Here is a 20,509-nt window from a genome sequence, read left to right on the forward strand (position 1 = left end):
CTCATGTCTAGCATCGGGCACGACGTAGCCGCGGGCCACGCGCACGACGACCACGCGCACGAAACACCGCACGGCTGGCGCCGCTGGCTGTTCGCCACCAACCACAAGGACATCGGTACGCTGTACCTGCTGTTCTCGTTCATCATGTTCCTGTCGGGCGGCGTGATGGCGCTCGCGATCCGGGCCGAGCTGTTCGAGCCGGGCCTGCAGATCATGCGTCCGGAGTTCTTCAACGAACTCACGACGATGCACGGGCTGATCATGGTGTTCGGCGCGATCATGCCGGCGTTCGTCGGCTTCGCTAACTGGATGATTCCGCTGCAGATCGGCGCATCCGACATGGCGTTCGCGCGGATGAACAACTTCAGCTTCTGGCTGCTGCCGGTCGCGGCCGTGCTGCTGGTCGGTTCGTTCTTCGCGCCGGGCGGCGCGACGGCCGCCGGCTGGACGCTGTACGCACCGCTGTCGACGCAGATGGGCCCGGGCATGGACTTCGCGATCTTCGCGGTCCACATCATGGGCGCGTCGTCGATCATGGGCGGCATCAACATCGTCGTGACGATCCTGAACATGCGCGCACCGGGCATGACGCTGATGAAGATGCCGATGTTCGCATGGACCTGGCTGATCACCGCGTACCTGCTGATCGCCGTGATGCCGGTTCTCGCGGGCGCGATCACGATGGTGCTGTTCGATCGCCACTTCGGCACGTCGTTCTTCAACGCGGCAGGCGGCGGCGACCCGGTGATGTACCAGCACATCTTCTGGTTCTTCGGCCACCCCGAGGTGTACATCATGATTCTGCCGGCGTTCGGGATCGTGTCGCAGGTGATCCCGGCGTTCGCGCGCAAGACGCTGTTCGGCTACAGCTCGATGGTGTACGCGACCGCGTCGATCGCGATCCTGTCGTTCATGGTCTGGGCGCACCACATGTTCGCCACGGGCATGCCGGTCACCGGTCAGCTGTTCTTCATGTACGCGACGATGCTGATCGCGGTGCCGACGGGCGTGAAGGTGTTCAACTGGCTCGCGACGATGTGGCGCGGCTCGATGACGTTCGAAACGCCGATGATGTTCGCGATCGGCTTCCTGTTCGTGTTCACGTTCGGCGGCCTGACGGGCCTGATGCTGGCGATGGCGCCGCTCGACATCCAGTACCACGGCACTTACTTCGTGGTCGCGCACTTCCACTACGTGCTGGTGGCCGGTTCCCTGTTCGCGCTGTTCGCGGGCTGGTACTACTGGTCGCCGAAGTGGACGGGCTGGATGTACAACGAGACGCGCGGCAAGATCCACTTCTGGTCGTCGATGATCTTCTTCAACCTGACGTTCTTCCCGATGCACTTCGTCGGCCTCGCGGGCATGCCGCGTCGCTATGCGGACTACCCGGCGCAGTTCACCGACTTCAACCAGATCGCGACGATCGGTGCATTCGGTTTCGGCCTCGCGCAGGTGTACTTCCTGTTCGCGGTCGCGCTGCCGGCCTACCGTGGCGGCGGCGACCTCGAAAAGGCGTCGGACAAGCCGTGGGACGGCGCGACGGGCCTCGAATGGACGGTGCCGAGCCCGGCTCCGTTCCACACGTTCGAGCAACCGCCGCACGTGGAATAAGTTACGCCGTGCGTTCCGCCGCTGCCTGCCGTGCAGGCAGGCGCGGCGGGCGCCGGACCGAAGTTTCAGCGCAGTTTCAGCGAAGTTCCAGATGAACCGGAATCCACAAGAAAGACGAACGCCCGAGCAGATTCGCGCGGGCAACAAGCGGCTCGGCCTCATCCTGCTCGTCATCGCCGCCGTTTTCTTTGTGGGTGTCGTGATCAAGCAGTGGTGGCTGTCCACTCACTGATGCAGCAACTGACGCAGTAGCGAGGAAGTAGTCGTATGTCGAAGCCGGAAGAAGGCGCCGTCGATCGGGCGTTCAATCGTTCGATGCTGGTGAAGCTCTTCGTCGTCGCCGCACTGATGTTCGGCTTCGGCTTCGCGCTGATTCCGATGTATCGCGCGATTTGCCAGATCACCGGCATCAACAATCTGGTGCAGCGCGATGTCAGCGCGCGCGAAGCGAAGAGCTCGCAGGTCGACTACGGCCGCACGGTGTCGGTGGAGTTCGATGCGAATGCGCGCGGCCCGCTCGGTTTCAAGCCGGAGCACAACAGCCTCGACGTGCATCCGGGCGAGCTGACGACGATCGTCTACGACGTGACCAACGGGCAGGCCCGGTCGGTGGTGGCGCAGGCGATTCCGAGCTACGCGCCGAAGCAGGCGACGGAGTTCTTCAAGAAGATCGAGTGTTTTTGCTTCACGCAGCAGACGCTGGCCGCGAACGAGTCGCGCAAGATGCCGGTGGTGTTCGTGATCGATCCGAAACTGCCGAAGGACGTGAAGACGATCACGCTGTCGTACACGTTCTTCGAGCTCAATACGCCGGCCGCGCCGGCGCCGGCGCCGCGCAAGAGCGCGGAGCAGGGCGCGGCGAAACCGGCCGCATGACCACGGAGACGGGGCGATGACGGAGACCAAGCGGAGCGGGACGTTCGGCCAGGCGGTACGGGCGGTGTTGTGGTCGTTCTTCGGGGTGCGCAAGCGGCGCGATCTCGAAGCCGATGCGACGCAGCTCAATCCGTTGCACGTGCTGATCGTCGCGTTGATCGCGGCCGGCATGTTCATCGGCGTGCTGATCCTGATCGTGCGTGCGGTCGTGGGCTGACGCCCGCGGCGACGAAAGAATGCAGTGCGTGGCGCCCCGGGCGCCGCGTACGGGAAAGAGTGGCGGCCGTCGCGCCGCGCCAGAAATAAGACCGGAGCGGTTTCCGGTACACAAATTGGACTGAAGTGGAGAATCAAGCATGAGCGGTCAAAACCAGACCCCGTACTATTTCGTGCCGCATCCGTCGCAGCATCCGATCAGCGCGGCCGTCGGCCTGCTGGTCATGCTTGGGTCGGTGGCGCTGTGGCTCAACGGTCACGACTGGGCGCCGTTTACGGCGCTGCTCGGGCTGCTGTGGCTGCTCTTCACGCTGTATCACTGGTTCGGTGACGCGATTTCCGAGTCGGAAGGCGGTCATTACGGCAAGAACGTCGACAAGTCGTACCGCTGGAGCATGAGCTGGTTCATCTTCTCCGAAGTGATGTTCTTCGGCGCATTCTTCGGCGCGCTGTTCTACGCACGTGAAATCGCGCTGCACCAGCTCGGCAGCCTCGACTACAAGCTGATTTGGCCGGACTTCTCCGCCGTGTGGCCGAACGAAGGGCCGGGCGCGCTCGCCGGTCACTTCAAGACGATGGGGCCGTGGCCGATCCCGACGCTGAACACCGCGCTGCTGCTGTCGTCGGGCGTCACGCTGACGATCTCGCACCATGCGCTGCGCGACGATCACCGCAAGAAGGCGATCGCATGGCTCGCCGCGACGCTCGTGTTCGGTGTCTGCTTCCTGTTCCTGCAGGGCTTCGAGTACTACCACGCGTACAACGAACTGAACCTCACGCTGAATTCGGGTGTCTATGGCTCGACGTTCTTCCTGCTGACGGGCTTCCACGGTTTCCACGTGTTCCTCGGCGGCACGATGCTCGCGGTGGTGCTGGTGCGGATGATCCGCGGCCACTTCAAGCCGGATCACCATTTCGCATTCGAAGGCGCCGCGTGGTACTGGCACTTCGTCGACGTCGTCTGGCTCGGCCTGTACGTCGTCGTCTACTGGCTGTAAATGGAACGACGGCCCGCGCAGCGATGCGCGGGCCGTTTCAGATTGGCGGGGTGCGGGCAGCTGACGGTTGCCGCGCGCCCGACGCCACCGGGCGCCGCCGCGACTCAGTCAGGCGGCGCTTTTGCTTGGCGGCGCCGGTGTGCGGCGATATGTCACAGCGGCTGCTGTGGCGCCCGCAGACGCAGCACCGGCTGCCGCAGCGTCGGCTGCCGCGGCATCGGCCGCCGCACCGAATCCATCAACGCCCGATGGGCAGGCCGGTCGAATGGATCCAGCCCATCCAGTTCGCGAACAGGATGAACAGGAACAGCGACACCGACAGCCCGACGCGGGTGGCGAGCGACCAGGCCATGCGTTTCGTGTGGCCTCGGTCGTGCATCATGAAGTAGAGCGCCGAGCCCATGCTGGCGATGATCAGGACGAAGGCGATGGGAACGAGGATGTGCATGACACGAACCGGACGACGGCAATTCGACAGGAAGCGGATAATTATCGCACTTCGCTTTCGCGGCTGCGGCCGGTGGGCGGCGCGATGAAGATCCGCTGGCTGCCCGCGCTGCTGATACTCGCCGTCGTCGCCGCGGCGATCCGCCTCGGCTTCTGGCAGCGCGACCGCGCGCATCAGAAGGAGGCGCTGCAGGCGGACATCGTGCGCTACGAGCACGCCGCGCCGGTCGACCTGGGCGCGCAGCCGGTTGCGCTGGCGTCGATCGAGTTTCACCGCGTGCGGGCGAAAGGCCGCTTCATGCCCGAGCAGGTGGTGTTCCTCGACAATCGGCCGTATAACGACCAGCCGGGTTTTTACGTCGTGATGCCGTTTAAACTCGCGGGCGGCGGCGTCGTGCTGGTGAATCGCGGCTGGCTGCCGCGCAACATCGCCGATCGCACGGCGATCGAGCCGTTTTCGACGCCCGCGGGCGACATCGAGATCGAAGGCATCGCGCGCGCCGACGCGTCGCGTGCGTTCGAGCTCGGCGAAGGCGGCTCGGCCGCGCACCAGAAGATCCGCCAGAACCTGGACGTGGCCGCGTATGCGAAGGAAACCGGCTTGCCGCTGCAGCCGTTCGTGATCCAGCAGACGAGCGACGACGGCGACCGGCTCGTGCGCGACTGGCCGGCCGCGACGACCGGCGTCGAGCGCAATTACGGTTACATGTTTCAGTGGTGGGGCATCGCCGCAGCCGCGCTCGGTTTCGGCCTGTACGCCGCGCGGCGGGCGGCGAAGAAGTCGGCCGACGCGTGAGCGCGGTGCCCGGACGCGGCGACGGCGCCGCGGGTTCGTTTCGAGAGGTTTGATTTGTCCATGCAATCTTCCCGTCAGGGTCCGGCCGCGACGCCGGTTTCGCCGGCGGCGCGCAAGCGCGGCCGCTGGATGCTCGTGCTGCTCGGGCTCGTGTGCGCGGCGCCGATCATCGCGTCGTACTTCACCTATTACGTGATCAAGCCGAAGGGCGGCTCGACCAACTACGGCACGCTGATCGAGCCGCAGCGGCCGATCCCGGCCGACCTGCAGGTCACCGACGAAACCGGCAGGACGGTGCCGCTGGCGTCGCTGCGCGGCGTGTGGCTGTTCGTGATGACCGACCGCAGCGCATGCGACGATGCCTGCGCGCAGAAGCTCTATTTCATGCGCCAGATCCGCGTCACGCAGGCGGGCGAGCGCCACCGGCTGACGATGGTGTGGCTGCGCAGCGATGCGGGCGCGATTCCGCCGAAGGTGCTCGAGGCCTACCCGGACACGCGGCGGCTGGTCGCCGATCCGGACGCGGTCGCCGCATGGCTGCCGGCCGACGCGGGCACGACGGACAGCGATCACCTCTACCTGGTCGATCCGAACGGCAACCTGATGATGCGTTTCCCGAAGAACCCGAACCCCAGCAAGATCAAGACGGACGTCACGAAGTTGCTGAAGTGGTCGAGCATCGGTTAAGGCGACACAACGAGGCACACATTCGATGTCGTATCTACTGCAACTCGGCCTGATCGGCCTGTGCATCGCGCTGCTGCCGCTGTCGTACGTGTGGGTGAAGGCCGACGACGACAAGTTCCGCAAGCTGGTGTGGGTCACCACCTTCATGACGCTGGACCTCGTGATGTTCGGCGGCTTCACGCGTCTCACCGATTCGGGCCTCGGCTGCCCCGACTGGCCGGGCTGCTACGGCACGTCGTCGCCGTTCATCGCGCACGCGGCGATCACGGCCGCCCACCAGGCGATGCCGAGCGGCCCCGTCAGCATGTCGAAGGCGTGGATCGAGATGATCCACCGCTATTTCGCGATGGCGATCGGCGTGCTGATCATCGCGCAGGTGGTGATCGCGTGGTCGGCGCGGCTGCGCCGCCGCCCGCTGTCGGTGTCGCCGTGGTGGCCGACGAGCCTGCTGCTGCTGATCGTCGTGCAGGGCGCGTTCGGCGCGTGGACCGTCACGATGAAGCTGCAGCCGGTGATCGTCACGACCCATCTGCTGCTCGGCCTCGCGCTGCTCGGCACGCTCGGCTGGCTCGCGGCGCGGCAGACGCCGCTGCCCGCGCATGATCCGGAGGCCGGCCGCTACCGCGCCGCCGCACTCGCCGCGCTGGTGTTGCTGGTCGTGCAGATCGCGCTCGGCGGCTGGGTGAGCACGAACTACGCGGTGCTCGCGTGCACCGACTTCCCGACCTGCAACGGCCAGTGGATTCCGCCGATGAATTTCGGCCAGGGCTTCCATCTGTGGCGCGCGCTCGGGATGACGAAGGACGGCGACGCGATCACGCAGGACGCGCTGGTCGCGATCCACTGGACGCACCGCACGTTCGCGTTCGTCGTCGTCGCGTATCTGGTCGCGTTCGCGCTGAAGATGCGCCGCTTCGAGTCGCTGCGGCGGCCGGCGAACGGCGTGCTGCTGGTCGTGCTGCTGCAGTTTCTGACGGGCCTGACCAACATCGTGCTGCAGTGGCCGCTGCCGGTCGCCGTCGCGCACAACGGCGGCGCCGCGATCCTGCTGCTGCTCGTCGTCATGTTAAACTTTCGCATCCTTTCAAGCCGCCCCGGCCGTGTCGTGCAGCCCGCGCGCGACGCCGCCCCGGCGTGACCGCCCCCATGCAAAGCATCCTCTCCCAATCGCCCGGTAGCCGGTTTTCGCAGTACATGGCGCTGACGAAGCCGCGTGTCACGCAGCTCGCGGTGTTCTGCGCGGTGATCGGCATGTTCCTCGCGACGCCGGGCATGGTGCCGTGGCGCGTGCTGATCGGCGGTACGGTCGGCATCTGGCTGCTGGCCGGCGCCGCGTTCGCGATCAATTGTCTGGTCGAGCAGAAGATCGACGCGATGATGCGCCGTACCGCGTGGCGGCCGTCCGCGCGCGGCGAGATCACGACGCCGCAGATCCTGCTGTTCTCGGCCGTGCTCGGCAGCATCGGCGCATGGACGCTCTACACGTTCACGAACCCGCTGACGATGTGGCTGACGATCGCGACGTTCGTCGGCTACGCGGTGATCTACACGCTGCTGCTCAAGCCGATGACGCCGCAGAACATCGTGATCGGCGGCGCGTCGGGCGCGATGCCGCCGGCGCTCGGCTGGGCCGCGGTCACCGGCGCGGTGCCGGGCGACGCGTGGATTCTCGTGCTGATCATCTTCGTGTGGACGCCGCCGCATTTCTGGGTGCTCGCGCTCTATCGCCGCAAGGATTACGAAAACGCGGGGCTGCCGATGCTGCCGGTCACGCACGGCGAGCAATACACGCGGCTGCACATCCTGCTGTACACGGTGATCCTGTTCGCCGTCACGCTGATGCCGTTCATTTCCGGCATGAGCGGCGCCGTCTACCTGACGAGCGCGGTGCTGCTCGGCGCGGTGTTCCTCGCGTATGCGTGGAAGATCTACCGCGACTATTCGGATGCGCTCGCCCGCAAGGCGTTCCGCTACTCGATCGTCTACCTGTCGCTGCTGTTCGCCGCGCTGCTCGTCGATCACTATGCGCGCCCGTTGCTCGGCGTGTAACTGCACGGTTTGAACGCAATGCTCCATTCACGGTTCGGGCGCCGCGCGCGCCAAGGCTGGCTGCTCGCGTGCGCGTTCGCCGCCGCGACGCTGCTCGCCGGTTGCGACAACGCGCCGAAATTCCAGAATCTCGACATCACCGGCAATACGCAGTTCGGCACCGACTTCTCGCTGCCCGACACCGCCGGCAAGGTGCGCACGCTCGCCGACTTCAAGGGCCGCGCGGTCGTGATGTTCTTCGGCTATACGCACTGTCCGGACGTGTGCCCGACCACGATGGCCGAGCTGTCCGAGGCGCTGAAGCAGCTGGGCCCCGATGCGGCGAAGCGGGTGCAGGTGCTGTTCGTCACCGTCGATCCGGAGCGCGACACGCCGGCGCTGCTCGGCCAGTACGTGCCCGCGTTCGATCCGTCGTTCATCGGGCTGCGGCCGGCCGACGAAGCGCAGCTCAAGAAGGTCACGAAGGACTTCCGCGTGTACTACGCGAAGGTGCCCGGCAAGACGCCCGGCAGCTACACGATGGATCACACCGCCGCGAGCTACGTGTTCGATCGCGACGGCAAGCTGCGCCTGTTCGTGCGCGACGGCCAGGGCCCCGGCCCGTGGGTCCACGACCTGAAACTGCTGGTCGACTGAGCGGCGCCAAGCCGCCTCGGCGCCTCGGCGCCCGGGCCGCTGCCCGGCGCGACGCGTGACGGCGCCGCCGTCACGCCTGCTTCCCTCTTTCCTGTCCGATTGCGATGCACGATGCGCGTGCGCACGTCGTGCGCGCGTGCGTTCATGCGCCGCCGCGTCGGTCACGGCAGCGCCGGCACGTTGAAACCCTGCGCGGCGCGCGTGATCCGGAATTCGGTGACGCGATAGGTCGCGAGCCCTTCGGTCACGAACGGATCGGTGGCGAGAATCGCGTCGAGTTCGTCGCGGTCGATGCGCGCGGCGAGAATCACGCCGCCTTCGCGCGGCACCTTCGGCCCCGCCGCGATGAAGATGCCGCGCTCGAACAGCGGCTGCAGATACGCGCGATGGCGTTCGAGTGCATCGTCGATGCGCTCGAGCGACGCGTGGTACTGGATGTCGATGACGTACATGGATGATCCCGGAATGGCGCCGGCGCGCTGCGCGCCGGTCAGCCGGTCTTTGTAGCACAGGCGCGCACCGGTGTCGTGCCGTGCGCCGGCCGGTTGTATTCAAGTCGTAAGCGTCGCTGCCGTAAATACGTACGCAACCGTTTGCGCGCGGCTGGCCGTCGGCGCGCAGCGGGGCATGACTTCGACAACAAGGCACGTAGATGAGCAGAATGAGTTTGAACCGCAAGCTGTGGCTCGCGCTTGCGCTGGTATGGATCGGTCTGCTGGGCGTAGGCGCATGGAGCGCATACGAGACGCGCGCGACGATGCTCGCCGAACGCAAGCAAGGCATCGCGAATCTCGTCGATTCGGCGGCCGGCATCGTGGCCGCGTATCACGCGCTCGCGCAGAGCGGCACGCTGCCCGAGGCCGACGCGAAGCGCGACGCGCTCGCGAGCCTCGCCGCGATGCGCTACGGCGAGTCGGGCTACGTGTTCGTGATGGATTCGAAGCCGGTCGTGCTGATGCACCCGACGTTGCCGAAACTGGTCGGCACGCAGGTCGGCGATTATCTCGATCCGGACGGCAAGCCGCTGTTCGTCACGATCCTGAACGCCGCGAAGGCGACCGGCAGCGGCTTCGCCGAGTATCGCGGGCGACTGCCGCACAGCGAGACCGCGGTGCCGAAGATCAGCTACGTGACGCGCTTCGCGCCGTGGGACTGGAACATCTCGAGCGGCGTGTTCCTGAAGGACATCGATACCGTCTACTACCGCACGCTGTTCGGCCACCTCGCGGTCGTGCTGGTGATCGGCTTCGTGATCAGCGCGGCGATGCTCGTGATCATCCGCAACGTGCGCGGCAGCCTGGGCGGCGAGCCGGACGAAGCGGCCGCGCTGGCGGCCCGCATCGCGCAGGGCGACCTCACGCAGCCGGTGCCGGTGCGCGCGGACGACCGCACCAGCATGATGGCCGCGATGCGCGACATGCAGGCGCGCCTGCAGGCGACGATCGGCGGGATTCGTCAGTCGGCGGAGTCGATCGCGTCGGCGAGCCGCGAGATCGCGTCGGGCAACAACGACCTGTCGCAGCGCACCGAGGAGCAGGCCGCGTCGCTCGAGGAAACGGCCGCGAGCATGGAGCAGTTGACCGCGACGGTGAAGCAGAACGCCGACAACGCGCGGCAGGCGAGCGGGCTCGCGAACAACGCGTCGGAGATCGCGCGCACCGGCCACGACGTCGTGAGCCGCGTGATCGGCACGATGGGGCAGATCGACGACAGTTCGCGCAAGATCGCCGACATCATCGGCGTGATCGAGGGCATTGCGTTCCAGACCAACATCCTCGCGCTGAACGCGGCGGTCGAGGCGGCCCGCGCGGGCGAGCAGGGACGCGGCTTCGCGGTGGTCGCGGGCGAGGTGCGCTCGCTCGCGCAGCGCAGCGCGACGGCCGCGAAGGAGATCCGCGCGCTGATCGTCGATTCGGTCGAGCGCGTGCGCAACGGCTCGGCGCTGGTCGGCCAGGCCGGCACGACGATGGGGGAGATCCTGCAGGCCGTCGCGCGTGTGACCGACATCATGGGCGAGATCGCGGCCGCGTCGGAGGAGCAGGCAAGCGGCATCACGCAGGTCGGGCGCGCCGTCACGCAGATGGACCAGGTGACGCAGCAGAACGCGGCGCTCGTCGAGGAGGCCGCGGCCGCCGCCGCGTCGCTGCAGGAGCAGGCCGGGCGGCTGCGCGAGGCGATCGGCGCGTTCCGCGTCGCCGAGGCGGCCGGCGGCGCGCGCTGACTCATCCGGCCGGCGGCCGGTGGCCGTGGCGGCGGTCGTTCGTCGGCCCCGTTGCGGTGCATACATATATGAGCGGGATGTATTTCACTTCCGCGCGATCCTGTGACACCATTTGCCCCTTCCTGCGAGTCCGGGGATACCCGTATCGCGCCCCTATTTCAGTTAGCAACGAAGTGAGAAACAGATGAAGCGTCGCAGTCTCCTGAAGGTATTTTCCGTGGTGGCCACCGGTGCCGCGCTGACGCTGTCGGCGGGCGCCCACGCCGAAGACAAGGTGATCAAGGTCGGCACGGTCGCCGGCCCGGATGCGCAGGTGTGGCAGGTCGTGCAGAAGGTCGCGAAGGAGAAGCAAGGCCTGAACGTGAAGGTCATCGAGTTCAACGACTACGTGCAGCCGAACGCGGCGCTCGACGCGGGCGACCTCGATGCGAACAGCTTCCAGCACCAGCCCTACCTCGACAGCCAGGTGAAGCAGCGCGGCTACAAGATCGTCAGCGCAGGCCTGACCTACATCTCGCCGATCGGCGTGTATTCGAAGAAGTTCAAGGCGCTGAAGGATCTGCCGCAAGGCGCGAAGCTCGCGGTGCCGAACGATCCGTCGAACGAGAACCGCGCGCTGCTGCTGCTGCAGACGCAAGGCGTGATCAAGCTGAAGGCCGGCGCCGGCACGGGCGGCAACAACGCGACGGTGCTCGACATCGCCGAGAACCCGAAGAAGCTGAAGATCTCCGAGCTCGACGCCGCGCAACTGCCGCGCGTGCTGTCGGACGTCGACGCGGCCGTGATCAACACGAACTACGCGCTCGCCGCGAACCTGCAGCCGACCAAGGACGCGATCGCGCTCGAATCGCTGACGAGCCCGTATGCGAACCTGATCGCCGTGCGCGCGAAGGACAAGGACCAGCCGTGGGTGAAGAAGCTGGTCAGCGCGTACCAGTCGCCGGAAGTGCGCGAATTCATCAAGAAGCAGTTCAAGGGCTCGATGGTCGCGTCGTTCTGAACGCCGCACACCGGTCCGATTGCCGACCCGAAGGGCCTGCCGCGCGCAGGCCCTTTTTCATTGGGGCGGGTGCTGGCCCGTGGCCGCTGGCGGCGCGTGCGGCATGCGCTGCGTTCATCTGACGAAAGGCCGGTTTCGTGCCGAGACTGTGCGACGCGGGCGCATTGCCATATACTGTATATCCATACAGTTGTGGGTGGCGTCATGCTCGCATCCTCCATTTCTCCCGAATCCCTTCATCCGTCGCTGTGGCGCGGCTCGCAGCTCGCGCGCGGCGGCCCGCGCACGATCGACACGGGCTTCGCGTCGCTGTCCGCCGAGCTGCCGGGCGGCGGCTGGCCGGTCGGCGCACTCGTCGAGCTGCTGGCCGCGCAGCCGGGCTGCGGCGAGATGCGCCTGCTCGCGCCCGCGCTCGCGCAGTCGGTCAGCGCGCGGCGTCCGCTCGCGCTGGTCGCGCCGCCCCATGCGCCGCATGCGAGCGCGCTGGCCGCCCTCGGCGTGCCGTCCGATGCGCTGCTGTGGCTGCGCGCGGGCAGCCGTACCGACGCGTTGTGGGCCGCCGAGCAGGCGCTCAAGACGGGCTGCTGCGGAGCGCTGCTGCTGTGGCAGGACGCGCGGCCCGATGCGCTGCGGCGCCTGCATCTGGCGGCCGCGCGCACCGGCGACACGCTGTTCGTGATGCTGCGCGCGCTGTCGGCCGTGCGGCAGCCGTCGCCGGCCGTGCTGCGCGTCGCGCTGCATCCGGTGCCGGGCGGCGTGTCGCTCGACATCGTCAAGCGTCGCGGGCCCGCGCGCAGCGAACCGCTCGCGCTCGAATTGCCGTCGCCCATCGTGGAGAGCCGCTATGCGCGTCTTGCTCGGCATCCATCTGCCGCGCCTGCCGCTCGACGTGTGCGCCCCGCCGCCGTCTGACGCAGAAGCCGGCGCGGCCGGCTGCGCGGTGCTCGAGCAGGGCGTCGTGCTGATTGCCGACGCGCCCGCGCGCCGGCACGGCGTGCGCGCGGGCATGAAGCGCGGCGGCGTGCTGACGCTCGCGCCCGGCACGCGGCTCGTCGAGCGCGATCCGGCGCGCGAGGCCGACGCGCTGCGCGCCGTCGCGCTCGCGTTGCTGCGCTTCTCGCCGTGCGTCGCGCTCGACGACGAAGCGACGCTGATCGTCGACGTCGGCCCGAGCCTGCGGCTGTTCGGCGGCTTGCCGTCGCTGTGCCGCCAGGTGCGCGCGACGCTCGCGGCGCTCGGCTATGCGGCGCACCTGTCGGCCGCGCCGACCGGGCGCGGCGCGTGGCTGCTCGCGCGCACGTCGGCGCGTGCGCGGGTGCGGCGCCGCGTGGCGCGACCGGCTTCGCTCGGCCGCACGCTCGATCGGTTGCCGTGCGTGCTGCTGCCGGATGCGCGTCCGTATGCGGGCTGGCTCGACGGCCTCGGCTGCCGCACGTTCGCCGATCTGCGCGCGCTGCCGCGCGCCGGGCTGCAGCGCCGCTGCGGGCCCGCGCTGCTCGCGGCGCTCGATCGCGCGTACGGCGATGCGCTCGAACCGCTCGCATGGATGACGGTGCCGCCCGTCTTCGACGTGCGGCTCGAGCTGCCGGAGCGCGTCGAATACGCGCAAGCCGTGCTGTTCGCCGCGCAGCGGCTCGTGGTGCAGCTCTGCGGCTGGCTGGCCGCGCGCCAGCTGTCGCTCGCCGCGATGACGTTCGATCTCGAGCACGAGCGCGGCCGCCAGGCCGTGCCGCCGACCGCGCTGGAGCTCGCGTTCGCCGCGCCCGTGCGCGACGAAGCGCACTTCATGCGGCTGCTCGGCGAGCGGCTCGCGCGCGTCGAGCTGCCGGCCGCGGTGATCGCGGTGCGGCTGAAGGCCACGCGCGTCGAATCGGTCGCGCCGCCGGCCGACGATCTGTTTCCGGAGCCGGGCGGCACGCGCGAGACGCGCGCGCGGCTGTTCGAGCTGCTGTCGGCGCGGCTCGGCGCGGACAACGTGCTGCGCGCGGCGCGCGTCGCCGATCACCGTCCGGAGGCCGCCAACCGCTGGCTGCCGCTCGACGCGCAGGCGGGCAAGGCCGCGGCCGGGCCGCCCGACGCGCCGCCGCGTCCCGCATGGCTGCTGGCCGAGCCGTTGCCGCTGCTGATGCGCGGCGAGCGGCCGGTATTCCATACGCCGCTCAGGATGATGTCGTCGGCCGAGCGGATCGAAGGCGGCTGGTTCGACGGGCAGCACGTGGCGCGCGACTACCACGTCGCGCACGACGAAGCGGGCGCGTGCTACTGGGTGTTCCTCGAGCGTTCCGAAAGCGCGGCCGAGCCGCGCTGGTTCCTGCACGGCCTGTTCGGGTGAGCGACGATGGCCGCGCAAATCACCTGGCTGCCCGACTACGCGGAGTTGTTCTGCCGCTCGAACTTCTCGTTCCTGCATGGCGCGTCGCATGCGGAGGAGCTCGTCGCGCGCGCGGCGGAGCTCGGCTATCGCGGCCTCGCGATCACCGACGAATGCTCGCTGGCCGGCGCGCCGCGCATGCATGTCGCCGCGCAGGCGCAAGGGCTGCTGCTCGTCGTCGGCGCGTATTTCGCCGTCACGCCCGATGAGGTCGCGCCGGGCCACGATCCGGGGCCCGGCGCCTTCGGGCTCGTGCTGCTCGCGCAGAACCGCGAGGGCTACGGCAATCTTGCCGAGCTGATTTCCTGGCGGCGCATGGCGGCGCCGAAGGGCACCTACACGCTGACGTCGCGGATGCTGTCGGCGCCGCCTGCGGCATTCGCACACCTGCGCGGCATGCCCGACTGTTTCGCGATCCTCGTGCCCGTGTATCCGGTGCGCGCCGACGTGCTCGATGCGCAGGTCGCATGGTTTCGCGCGACCTTCGGCGAGCGCGCACGGCTCGGGCTCGTGCAGTTGCAGCGCGCGCTCGACGGCGCGCAGCGCGAGGAGATCCGCGCGGCCGGCGAGCGGCGCGGCGTGCCCGTCGTCGCGCTCGGCGACGTGACGATGCACCGGCGCTCGTGCAAGCCGTTGCAGGACGTGATGACGGCGATCCGCGTCGGCATGCCGGTGGCCGAGTGCGGTTACGCGCTGGCGCCGAATGCCGAGCAGCACCTGCGGTCGCGGCAGCGCATCGGGCAGCTGTACTCGCCGGACGAGATAGCGCAAACCTGCGAGATTCTCGACGCGTGCGATTTCGAGCTCGGCTCGCTGCGCTACGAGTATCCCGACGAGATCGTGCCGGCGGGGCTCACGCCGACGCGCTATCTGGAACAGGAAACCCTCGCCGGGGCGCGCGCGCGGTATCCACGCGGGGTTCCCGAGAAGGTCGCGAAGCTGATCCGCCATGAGCTCGACCTGATCGCGAAGCTGAGCTACGAGCCGTTCTTCCTGACCGTCTACGACATCGTCAAATTCGCGCGCAGCCGGAACATCCTGTGCCAGGGCCGCGGCTCGGCCGCGAATTCGGTCGTCTGCTATTGCCTCGGCATCACCGAGGTCGATCCCGATCAGAGCACGATGCTGTTCGAGCGCTTCATCAGCGAGAAGCGCGGCGAGCCGCCCGACATCGACGTCGACTTCGAGCACCAGCGCCGCGAAGAGGTGATTCAGCACATCTACCGGAAGTACGGCAAGGATCGCGCGGCGATCGCCGCCGCCGTCTCGACCTACCGCCCGCGCGGCGTGCTGCGCGAAACCGGCAAGGCGCTCGGCGTCGATCCGATGCTGGTCGACCGCGTCGCGAAGGCGCACCGCTGGTTCGACGGCAGCCGCGATCTGCTGAAGCAGTTCGCGTCGACCGGGCTCGATCCGGCCACGCCGCTGATCGCCACGTGGGCCACGCTCGCCGCGCGGCTGCTGAACTTTCCGCGCCACCTGTCGCAGCACTCGGGCGGCTTCGTGATCAGCCGCGGCAAGCTCACGCGGCTCGTGCCGGTCGAGAACGCGGCGATGGACGGGCGGCGCGTGATCCAGTGGGACAAGGACGATCTCGAAGCGCTCGGCCTGATGAAGGTCGACGTGCTCGCGCTCGGCATGCTGTCGGCGCTGCATCGCGCCTTCGACCTGCGCACCGCGTGGCGCGGCCCGCAGCCGGACGGCGAGCCGTTCACGATGAAGCACGTCCCGCAGGACGACGAGGCGACTTACGACATGATCTGCCGGGCCGATACGGTGGGCGTGTTCCAGATCGAGTCGCGCGCGCAGATGTCGATGCTGCCGCGGCTGAAGCCGCGCAACTACTACGACCTCGTCGTCCAGGTGTCGATCGTGCGGCCCGGGCCGATCCAGGGCGGCGCCGTGCATCCGTACCTGAAGCGGCGCCGGATCATGTCCGGCGAGGAGCAAGGCAAGGTCACCTATCCGAGCGACGCGCTCAAGGAGGTGCTCGAGCGCACCCTCGGCGTGCCGATCTTCCAGGAGCAGGTGATGCAGATCGCGATCGTCGCGGCGGGCTTCACGCCGGGCGAGGCCGACGAGCTGCGGCGCGCGATGGCCGCGTGGAAGCGCAAGGGCAATCTTGAGAAGTATCACGACAAGATCGTCGAAGGGATGCTCGCGCGCAATTACACCCGCGAATTCGCCGAGCAGATCTTCGAGCAGATCAAGGGCTTCGGCGAATACGGCTTCCCCGAAAGCCACGCGGCGAGCTTCGCGAAACTCGCGTATGCGAGCAGCTGGCTCAAGTGCCACGAGCCCGCGATCTTCGTCGCGGCGCTGCTGAACAGCCAGCCGATGGGTTTCTATGCGCCCGCGCAGCTCGTGCAGGACGCGAAGCGCCACGGCGTGCAGGTGCTGCCGGCCGACGTCACGCAAAGCGGCTGGGAGACGTCGCTCGAAGCGCTGCCCGGTCAGCCGCCGCCACACGGCCAGCCGGCGGTGCGGCTCGGCCTGGCGCTCGTGCGCGGGCTCGGCGAGGCGGCCGCGCGGCGCATCGAGGCCGCGCGCGCGGCCGGCCCGTTCGACAGCGTCGACGCGCTCGCGCGCCGCGCGCAGCTCGAGCGGCGCGATCTCGAGGCGCTCGCCGCCGCGAACGCGCTGGCGGCGCTCGCCGGCCATCGCCGCGACGCATTGTGGCAGGCCGTCGCCGCGGCGCCCGAGCGCGACCTGCTCGCCGCCGCGCCGATCGACGAAACGGAGCAGCCGGCGCTCGGCGCGCCGTCCGAAGCCGACGACATCCTCGCCGACTATCACACCATCGGCCTGACGCTGAACCGCCATCCGGTCGCGCTGCTGCGGCCCGCGTTGCGCGCGCAGCGGCTGTCGTCCGCGGCCGAGCTGCGCGACCGTCCCGACGGCCGGCTCGCGCGCGCGTGCGGGCTCGTGATCGCGCGGCAGATGCCGGGCACCGCGAAGGGCGTGATGTTCATGACGCTCGAAGACGAAACGGGCTGCGTGAACGTGATCGTGCGGCCCGAGCTGCTCGCCCGGCAGCGGCGCGAAACGCTTGACTCGCGGCTGCTCGCTGCGTCGGGCGTGTGGCAGGTCGTCAGCGACGTGAGGCACCTCGTCGCGCAGCATTTCGAGGATCTGACGCCGCTGCTCGGCGGCCTGCGCACGTCGAGCCGGGAATTTCACTGAGGGCGCGACAGAGGGCGGGGCGTGTCGATTGCCGCTCACCGCTCACCGCGAAACGCTCATCCATACACCGGTCATCCCGGCTCACCCGCACCCCGCTCGGTCGCATGCATACCAGTGGCCCTAACTGGTTCTATTCCGGTATCGTTTTTGCCTCGTTTCGCACGCCGAGGCGAGGCTGCAACCCGTCCCTTTGCATACCACTCCGGGTAAATACCTATCCCGCATCGCCTTGTAAACAAAGGACTTATTGCGACTAAACCGCTTGTCGGACAAGGCTTTCCGCGATTTCCACGAGTCTAATACCAGTTCGTTGACTGGTATTATTGTGGTTATATAATGCGTTCACTTTCGACGGCTCGACGGCTCGACGGCTCGACGGCTCGACGGCTCGACGGCTCGACGGCTCGACGGCCGTCGTCCGACCCGCGGAGGCATATGGAAACCGGCTGCTCCGAACTGGCGCCCGATCCCCTCGACGACACGCCGCTGTATCTGCAGCTCGCCCGCAATCTGGCGAGCGCGATCCACGCTGGCGCGTGGCGCGCGGGCGAGGCGCTGCCGTCGGAGCGGCTGCTGTCGGACACGGTCGGCGTATCGCGCATCACGGCGCGCCGCGCGCTCGCGCTGCTGGTCGAGCAGGGGCTGATCCGGCGGGTGCGCGGGGCGGGCAGCTTCATCACGCCGCGCGTCGCCGATCCGCTGTCGCGGCTCGTCGGCTTCACCGAGAAGATGCGGCAGCGCGGCTTCATCCCCGATTCGGTGTGGCTCGCGCGCACGCTGCGCGTCGCGAGTCGCGACGAAATCGCGCATCTGGGGCTCGCGCCGGGCGCGACGGTCGCGCGGCTCGAGCGGCTGCGCCGCGCGGACGGCACCGTGATGGCCGTCGAGCACTCGACGCTGCCGGCCGCGGTGCTGCCCGATCCGCAGGCGCTCGGCGCATCGCTGTACGACTATCTGGAGGCGCGCGGGTCGAGCGTCGTGCGCGCGCTGCAGCACTTTCGCGCGGCCAACGCGACGCACGAGATCGCGAAATGGATGGGCGTGAAGCCGGGCGCGGCGCTGCTCGTGATCAGGCGGATCGGCTATGGCGCCGATCAGCGCGCGCTCGAAGTGACCGAATCGTATTGCCGCGACGACTATTACGACTTCGTCGCCGAACTGAAACGCTGACGCGCGAGACTGCGCGCGCCACCCGACTGGAACGCAATGCAACGCAACGGAACGCAATCGCGCGCAACGCATCCCAACGAACTGGCACATCGCGACGCGGCGCTCCGCGTCACCGGATCATCAAGAGAAACGTCATGCTGACTGGCAACATCCTCACCCCCGACGGCTGGATTCACGGCTCGCTCGACAGCGAGAACGGCCGCATCACGATGGTCGACGGCACGCCCGCCGACCCGGCCAACAACGACGCGCCGTACATCCTGCCCGGCTTCATCGATCTGCACGTGCACGGCGGCGGCGGCGCCGACGTGATGGAAGGCGGCGACGCGATCGAGACGATCGCGCGCACCCACGCGCAGTTCGGCACGACGAGCCTGCTCGCCACCACGATGACCGCGCCGCGCGACGAGCTGATGGAAGTCGTCGCGAACCTCGGCACCGCCGCGCGCGCGCGCACGCCGGGCGGCGCACGCGTGCTCGGCGTGCATCTCGAAGGGCCGTACATCAACCCCGGCAAGCTCGGCGCGCAACCGGACGCGGCCGTGTCGGCCGTGCTCGACGAAGTGCTGAAATACCTGTCGATCGCGCCGATCCGCGTGGTCACGCTTGCCCCGGAGATCGCCGGCCACATCGAGATCATCGGCGAGATGGCCGCGCGCGGCGTGCGCGTGCAGCTCGGCCACTCGCTCGCGACGTACGACGACGCGGTCACCGCGCTCAAGCACGGCGCGTGCGGCTTCACGCATCTGTTCAACGCGATGTCGCCGCTGCATCACCGCAACCCCGGCCTCGTCGGCGCGGCGCTCGCGCATGCCGAGTACGCGGAAATCATCCCCGACCTGCTGCACGTGCATCCCGGCGCGATCCGCGCGGCGCTGCGCGCGATCCCGCGCCTGTACGTGGTGACCGACAGCACGTCGGCCACCGGCATGCCCGACGGCGAATACCGGCTCGGCAGCCAGCACGTGACCAAGTGCCTCGGCGGCGTGCGGCTCGCCGACGGCACGCTCGCGGGCAGCACGCTGACGATGGATCAGGCGCTGCGCAACCTCGTGTCGCTCGGCCTGCCGATCGCCGACGTGTCGAACCGCATGTCGCGCTACGCGGCCGACTACCTCGGCATCGCGGACCGCGGCCGCCTTGAGCGCGGCGCATGGGCCGACCTCGCGGTATTCGATCGCGACCTGAACCTCACCGCGACCTACGTCGAAGGAGAATCGATTGTCGAATATGCTTAAGGAAGCGCGCGAGGCCGCCCAGGTCGTCGCCGCGCAGCTCGCCGATACCGCGCGCGTCGAGGCGCTCGCCGGCCAACTGCTCGATCACCCGCCGGCCGTCGCGCTGACGGTCGCGCGCGGCAGCTCGGATCACGCGGCCAGCTATTTCGCGAGCCTGACGATGAGCCGCCTCGGCGTGCCGGTCGCGTCGCTGCCGATGTCGGTCGCGACCTTGCAGCAGGCGCCGCTGAAGGTGCACGACCAGCTCGCGCTCGCGTTTTCCCAGTCGGGCCAGAGCCCCGATCTCGTCAACACGATGGCCGCGCTGCGCGAAGCCGGCGCGCGGACCGTCGCTGCCGTCAACGTGCTGCCGTCGCCGCTCGCCGATGCGTGCGAGCACCAGTTGCCGCTGCTGGCCGGCCCCGAGCTGTCGGTCGCCGCGACCAAGAGCTATATCGCGATGCTGTCGCTGTCCGCGCAGATCGTCGCGTTCTGGCAGCGCGACGCCGCGCTGGTCACCGCGTTGCGCGGCCTGCCCGACGTGCTCGCGCAAGCGGGCCGGCTCGACTGGTCGGCGGCGGTGGCCGCGCTTTCGGGCATCGAGCGGATGATCGTGATCGGCCGCGGCCTTGGCCTCGCGATCGCGCAGGAAGCCGCGCTGAAGCTGAAGGAAACCTCGGGCATCCAGGCCGAGGCATTTTCGAGCGCCGAAGTCCGGCATGGCCCGATGGAGCTGATCGAGCGCGACTATCCGCTGCTCGTGTTCGCGCCGCCGGGGCCGGAGCAGGCCGGGCTGCTGCAGCTCGCGCAGGACATGCGCGCACGCGGCGCGGCGGTGCTGCTCGCCGCGCCCGCCGGCACGCCGGGCGCGAACCTGCCGCTCGCGCAGTCCGCCCATGCGGCGCTCGATCCGATCGCCGCCATTCTGTCGTTCTACGTGATGGCGGCCGAGCTCGCCGTCGCGCGCGGTCGCAATCCCGACACGCCGCGTCACCTGAACAAAGTCACCGAAACGCACTGATAGCCGAGAC

The 20,509-nt window shown here is 68.6% G+C and carries 20 protein-coding genes; 18 read left to right on the forward strand and 2 right to left on the reverse strand.

The features are described 5' to 3' along the window. The first annotated feature begins 3 nt into the window (after window positions 1–3). The 5 genes from ctaD (at window position 4) to C3Y15_RS07055 (ending at window position 3,701) form a co-directional block, all read left to right on the forward strand. Window positions 4–1,611 (forward strand): cytochrome c oxidase subunit I, encoded by a 1,608-nt coding sequence (gene ctaD, locus C3Y15_RS07040; protein WP_011886103.1) that lies wholly within the window; start codon window positions 4–6, stop codon window positions 1,609–1,611. A 91-nt stretch (window positions 1,612–1,702) separates the two neighbouring features. Continuing rightward, window positions 1,703–1,843 carry a cytochrome oxidase small assembly protein gene (locus C3Y15_RS31655; RefSeq protein WP_006760728.1) on the forward strand — a complete coding sequence of 47 codons (141 nt, stop codon included), beginning with the start codon at window positions 1,703–1,705 and terminating at the stop codon, window positions 1,841–1,843. A 35-nt stretch (window positions 1,844–1,878) separates the two neighbouring features. After that, entirely contained in the window at window positions 1,879–2,487 is a 609-nt protein-coding gene (locus C3Y15_RS07045; protein ID WP_011886102.1) for a cytochrome c oxidase assembly protein, read from the forward strand. Between the two features lie 16 nt (window positions 2,488–2,503). After that, window positions 2,504–2,704, forward strand: a complete 201-nt coding sequence (locus tag C3Y15_RS07050) for a DUF2970 domain-containing protein (protein WP_011886101.1) — start codon at window positions 2,504–2,506, stop codon at window positions 2,702–2,704. 139 nt (window positions 2,705–2,843) lie between these two features. Beyond that, the gene (locus C3Y15_RS07055; RefSeq protein ID WP_011886100.1) at window positions 2,844–3,701 is read left to right on the forward strand and encodes a cytochrome c oxidase subunit 3; all 858 of its coding nucleotides are present in this window, start codon (window positions 2,844–2,846) and stop codon (window positions 3,699–3,701) included. A gap of 238 nt (window positions 3,702–3,939) precedes the next feature. Here the strand turns inward: C3Y15_RS07055 and C3Y15_RS07060 are convergent, their stop codons facing one another. Next, window positions 3,940–4,149: a twin transmembrane helix small protein gene (locus C3Y15_RS07060; RefSeq protein ID WP_011886099.1), complete on the reverse strand. Its 210-nt coding sequence runs from the start codon at window positions 4,147–4,149 to the stop codon at window positions 3,940–3,942. 84 nt (window positions 4,150–4,233) lie between these two features. Here C3Y15_RS07060 and C3Y15_RS07065 point away from each other — a divergent pair, with 84 nt between their 5' ends. From C3Y15_RS07065 to C3Y15_RS07085, 5 genes are read left to right on the forward strand one after another with little or no spacing between them, the layout of a single operon-like run. Then, complete coding sequence (locus tag C3Y15_RS07065; RefSeq protein WP_011886098.1) at window positions 4,234–4,944, forward strand: SURF1 family protein; 711 nt, start codon at window positions 4,234–4,236, stop codon at window positions 4,942–4,944. A 60-nt stretch (window positions 4,945–5,004) separates the two neighbouring features. Next, window positions 5,005–5,631 carry a hypothetical protein gene (locus C3Y15_RS07070; RefSeq protein ID WP_059668253.1) on the forward strand — a complete coding sequence of 209 codons (627 nt, stop codon included), beginning with the start codon at window positions 5,005–5,007 and terminating at the stop codon, window positions 5,629–5,631. A gap of 25 nt (window positions 5,632–5,656) precedes the next feature. Further along, window positions 5,657–6,769, forward strand: a complete 1,113-nt coding sequence (locus C3Y15_RS07075) for a COX15/CtaA family protein (protein WP_014723690.1) — start codon at window positions 5,657–5,659, stop codon at window positions 6,767–6,769. A gap of 8 nt (window positions 6,770–6,777) precedes the next feature. Further along, the gene (cyoE, locus tag C3Y15_RS07080) at window positions 6,778–7,680 is read left to right on the forward strand and encodes a heme o synthase (protein WP_011886095.1); all 903 of its coding nucleotides are present in this window, start codon (window positions 6,778–6,780) and stop codon (window positions 7,678–7,680) included. Window positions 7,681–7,698: 18 nt separating this feature from the next. Next, window positions 7,699–8,316 carry an SCO family protein gene (locus tag C3Y15_RS07085; protein ID WP_014723689.1) on the forward strand — a complete coding sequence of 206 codons (618 nt, stop codon included), beginning with the start codon at window positions 7,699–7,701 and terminating at the stop codon, window positions 8,314–8,316. 161 nt (window positions 8,317–8,477) lie between these two features. Here the strand turns inward: C3Y15_RS07085 and C3Y15_RS07090 are convergent, their stop codons facing one another. Further along, window positions 8,478–8,768, reverse strand: a complete 291-nt coding sequence (locus C3Y15_RS07090; protein ID WP_011886093.1) for a YciI family protein — start codon at window positions 8,766–8,768, stop codon at window positions 8,478–8,480. A 200-nt stretch (window positions 8,769–8,968) separates the two neighbouring features. Between C3Y15_RS07090 and C3Y15_RS07095 the strand changes: the two genes are divergently transcribed. The 8 genes from C3Y15_RS07095 (at window position 8,969) to C3Y15_RS07130 (ending at window position 20,499) form a co-directional block, all read left to right on the forward strand. Further along, on the forward strand, window positions 8,969–10,537 hold the full coding sequence (locus C3Y15_RS07095; RefSeq protein ID WP_045578760.1) for a methyl-accepting chemotaxis protein: 1,569 nt from the start codon (window positions 8,969–8,971) through the stop codon (window positions 10,535–10,537). 184 nt (window positions 10,538–10,721) lie between these two features. Further along, window positions 10,722–11,537, forward strand: a complete 816-nt coding sequence (locus C3Y15_RS07100) for a MetQ/NlpA family ABC transporter substrate-binding protein (RefSeq protein ID WP_011886091.1) — start codon at window positions 10,722–10,724, stop codon at window positions 11,535–11,537. Between the two features lie 204 nt (window positions 11,538–11,741). After that, window positions 11,742–12,449 carry a translesion DNA synthesis-associated protein ImuA gene (gene imuA, locus C3Y15_RS07105; RefSeq protein ID WP_011886090.1) on the forward strand — a complete coding sequence of 236 codons (708 nt, stop codon included), beginning with the start codon at window positions 11,742–11,744 and terminating at the stop codon, window positions 12,447–12,449. Beyond that, entirely contained in the window at window positions 12,382–13,869 is a 1,488-nt protein-coding gene (locus tag C3Y15_RS07110; protein WP_059894292.1) for a DNA polymerase Y family protein, read from the forward strand. Before imuA ends, C3Y15_RS07110 begins: the two co-directional genes overlap by 68 nt. Before the next feature lie 6 nt (window positions 13,870–13,875). Continuing rightward, complete coding sequence (locus C3Y15_RS07115) at window positions 13,876–17,091, forward strand: error-prone DNA polymerase (RefSeq protein WP_014723685.1); 3,216 nt, start codon at window positions 13,876–13,878, stop codon at window positions 17,089–17,091. A gap of 435 nt (window positions 17,092–17,526) precedes the next feature. Then, window positions 17,527–18,261, forward strand: coding sequence for a GntR family transcriptional regulator (locus tag C3Y15_RS07120; RefSeq protein WP_011886087.1), 735 nt, complete (start codon window positions 17,527–17,529; stop codon window positions 18,259–18,261). A gap of 134 nt (window positions 18,262–18,395) precedes the next feature. Then, entirely contained in the window at window positions 18,396–19,499 is a 1,104-nt protein-coding gene (gene nagA, locus C3Y15_RS07125; protein ID WP_011886086.1) for an N-acetylglucosamine-6-phosphate deacetylase, read from the forward strand. Further along, window positions 19,492–20,499, forward strand: coding sequence for an SIS domain-containing protein (locus C3Y15_RS07130; protein WP_014723683.1), 1,008 nt, complete (start codon window positions 19,492–19,494; stop codon window positions 20,497–20,499). The genes nagA and C3Y15_RS07130 overlap by 8 nt, the downstream gene beginning before the upstream one ends. The last annotated feature ends 10 nt before the right edge of the window (window positions 20,500–20,509 follow it).

The organism is Burkholderia sp. B10 (assembly GCF_004368385.1).
Taxonomy (GTDB): Bacteria; Pseudomonadota; Gammaproteobacteria; order Burkholderiales; family Burkholderiaceae; genus Burkholderia; species Burkholderia vietnamiensis.

What these genes read in the sequence shown, in the direction of transcription:
- C3Y15_RS07060 (WP_011886099.1), bottom strand. Translation starts at nt 4,149, where the DNA reads ATGCACATCCTCGTTCCCATCGCCTTCGTCCTGATCATCGCCAGCATG.
- C3Y15_RS07095 (WP_045578760.1), top strand. Translation starts at nt 8,969, where the DNA reads ATGAGCAGAATGAGTTTGAACCGCAAGCTGTGGCTCGCGCTTGCGCTG.
- C3Y15_RS07070 (WP_059668253.1), top strand. Translation starts at nt 5,005, where the DNA reads ATGCAATCTTCCCGTCAGGGTCCGGCCGCGACGCCGGTTTCGCCGGCG.
- C3Y15_RS07115 (WP_014723685.1), top strand. Translation starts at nt 13,876, where the DNA reads ATGGCCGCGCAAATCACCTGGCTGCCCGACTACGCGGAGTTGTTCTGC.
- nagA (WP_011886086.1), top strand. Translation starts at nt 18,396, where the DNA reads ATGCTGACTGGCAACATCCTCACCCCCGACGGCTGGATTCACGGCTCG.
- cyoE (WP_011886095.1), top strand. Translation starts at nt 6,778, where the DNA reads ATGCAAAGCATCCTCTCCCAATCGCCCGGTAGCCGGTTTTCGCAGTAC.
- C3Y15_RS07065 (WP_011886098.1), top strand. Translation starts at nt 4,234, where the DNA reads ATGAAGATCCGCTGGCTGCCCGCGCTGCTGATACTCGCCGTCGTCGCC.
- C3Y15_RS07090 (WP_011886093.1), bottom strand. Translation starts at nt 8,768, where the DNA reads ATGTACGTCATCGACATCCAGTACCACGCGTCGCTCGAGCGCATCGAC.
- C3Y15_RS07075 (WP_014723690.1), top strand. Translation starts at nt 5,657, where the DNA reads ATGTCGTATCTACTGCAACTCGGCCTGATCGGCCTGTGCATCGCGCTG.
- C3Y15_RS07045 (WP_011886102.1), top strand. Translation starts at nt 1,879, where the DNA reads ATGTCGAAGCCGGAAGAAGGCGCCGTCGATCGGGCGTTCAATCGTTCG.
- C3Y15_RS07055 (WP_011886100.1), top strand. Translation starts at nt 2,844, where the DNA reads ATGAGCGGTCAAAACCAGACCCCGTACTATTTCGTGCCGCATCCGTCG.
- ctaD (WP_011886103.1), top strand. Translation starts at nt 4, where the DNA reads ATGTCTAGCATCGGGCACGACGTAGCCGCGGGCCACGCGCACGACGAC.
- C3Y15_RS31655 (WP_006760728.1), top strand. Translation starts at nt 1,703, where the DNA reads ATGAACCGGAATCCACAAGAAAGACGAACGCCCGAGCAGATTCGCGCG.
- C3Y15_RS07120 (WP_011886087.1), top strand. Translation starts at nt 17,527, where the DNA reads ATGGAAACCGGCTGCTCCGAACTGGCGCCCGATCCCCTCGACGACACG.
- imuA (WP_011886090.1), top strand. Translation starts at nt 11,742, where the DNA reads ATGCTCGCATCCTCCATTTCTCCCGAATCCCTTCATCCGTCGCTGTGG.
- C3Y15_RS07110 (WP_059894292.1), top strand. Translation starts at nt 12,382, where the DNA reads ATGCGCGTCTTGCTCGGCATCCATCTGCCGCGCCTGCCGCTCGACGTG.
- C3Y15_RS07130 (WP_014723683.1), top strand. Translation starts at nt 19,492, where the DNA reads ATGCTTAAGGAAGCGCGCGAGGCCGCCCAGGTCGTCGCCGCGCAGCTC.
- C3Y15_RS07050 (WP_011886101.1), top strand. Translation starts at nt 2,504, where the DNA reads ATGACGGAGACCAAGCGGAGCGGGACGTTCGGCCAGGCGGTACGGGCG.
- C3Y15_RS07100 (WP_011886091.1), top strand. Translation starts at nt 10,722, where the DNA reads ATGAAGCGTCGCAGTCTCCTGAAGGTATTTTCCGTGGTGGCCACCGGT.
- C3Y15_RS07085 (WP_014723689.1), top strand. Translation starts at nt 7,699, where the DNA reads ATGCTCCATTCACGGTTCGGGCGCCGCGCGCGCCAAGGCTGGCTGCTC.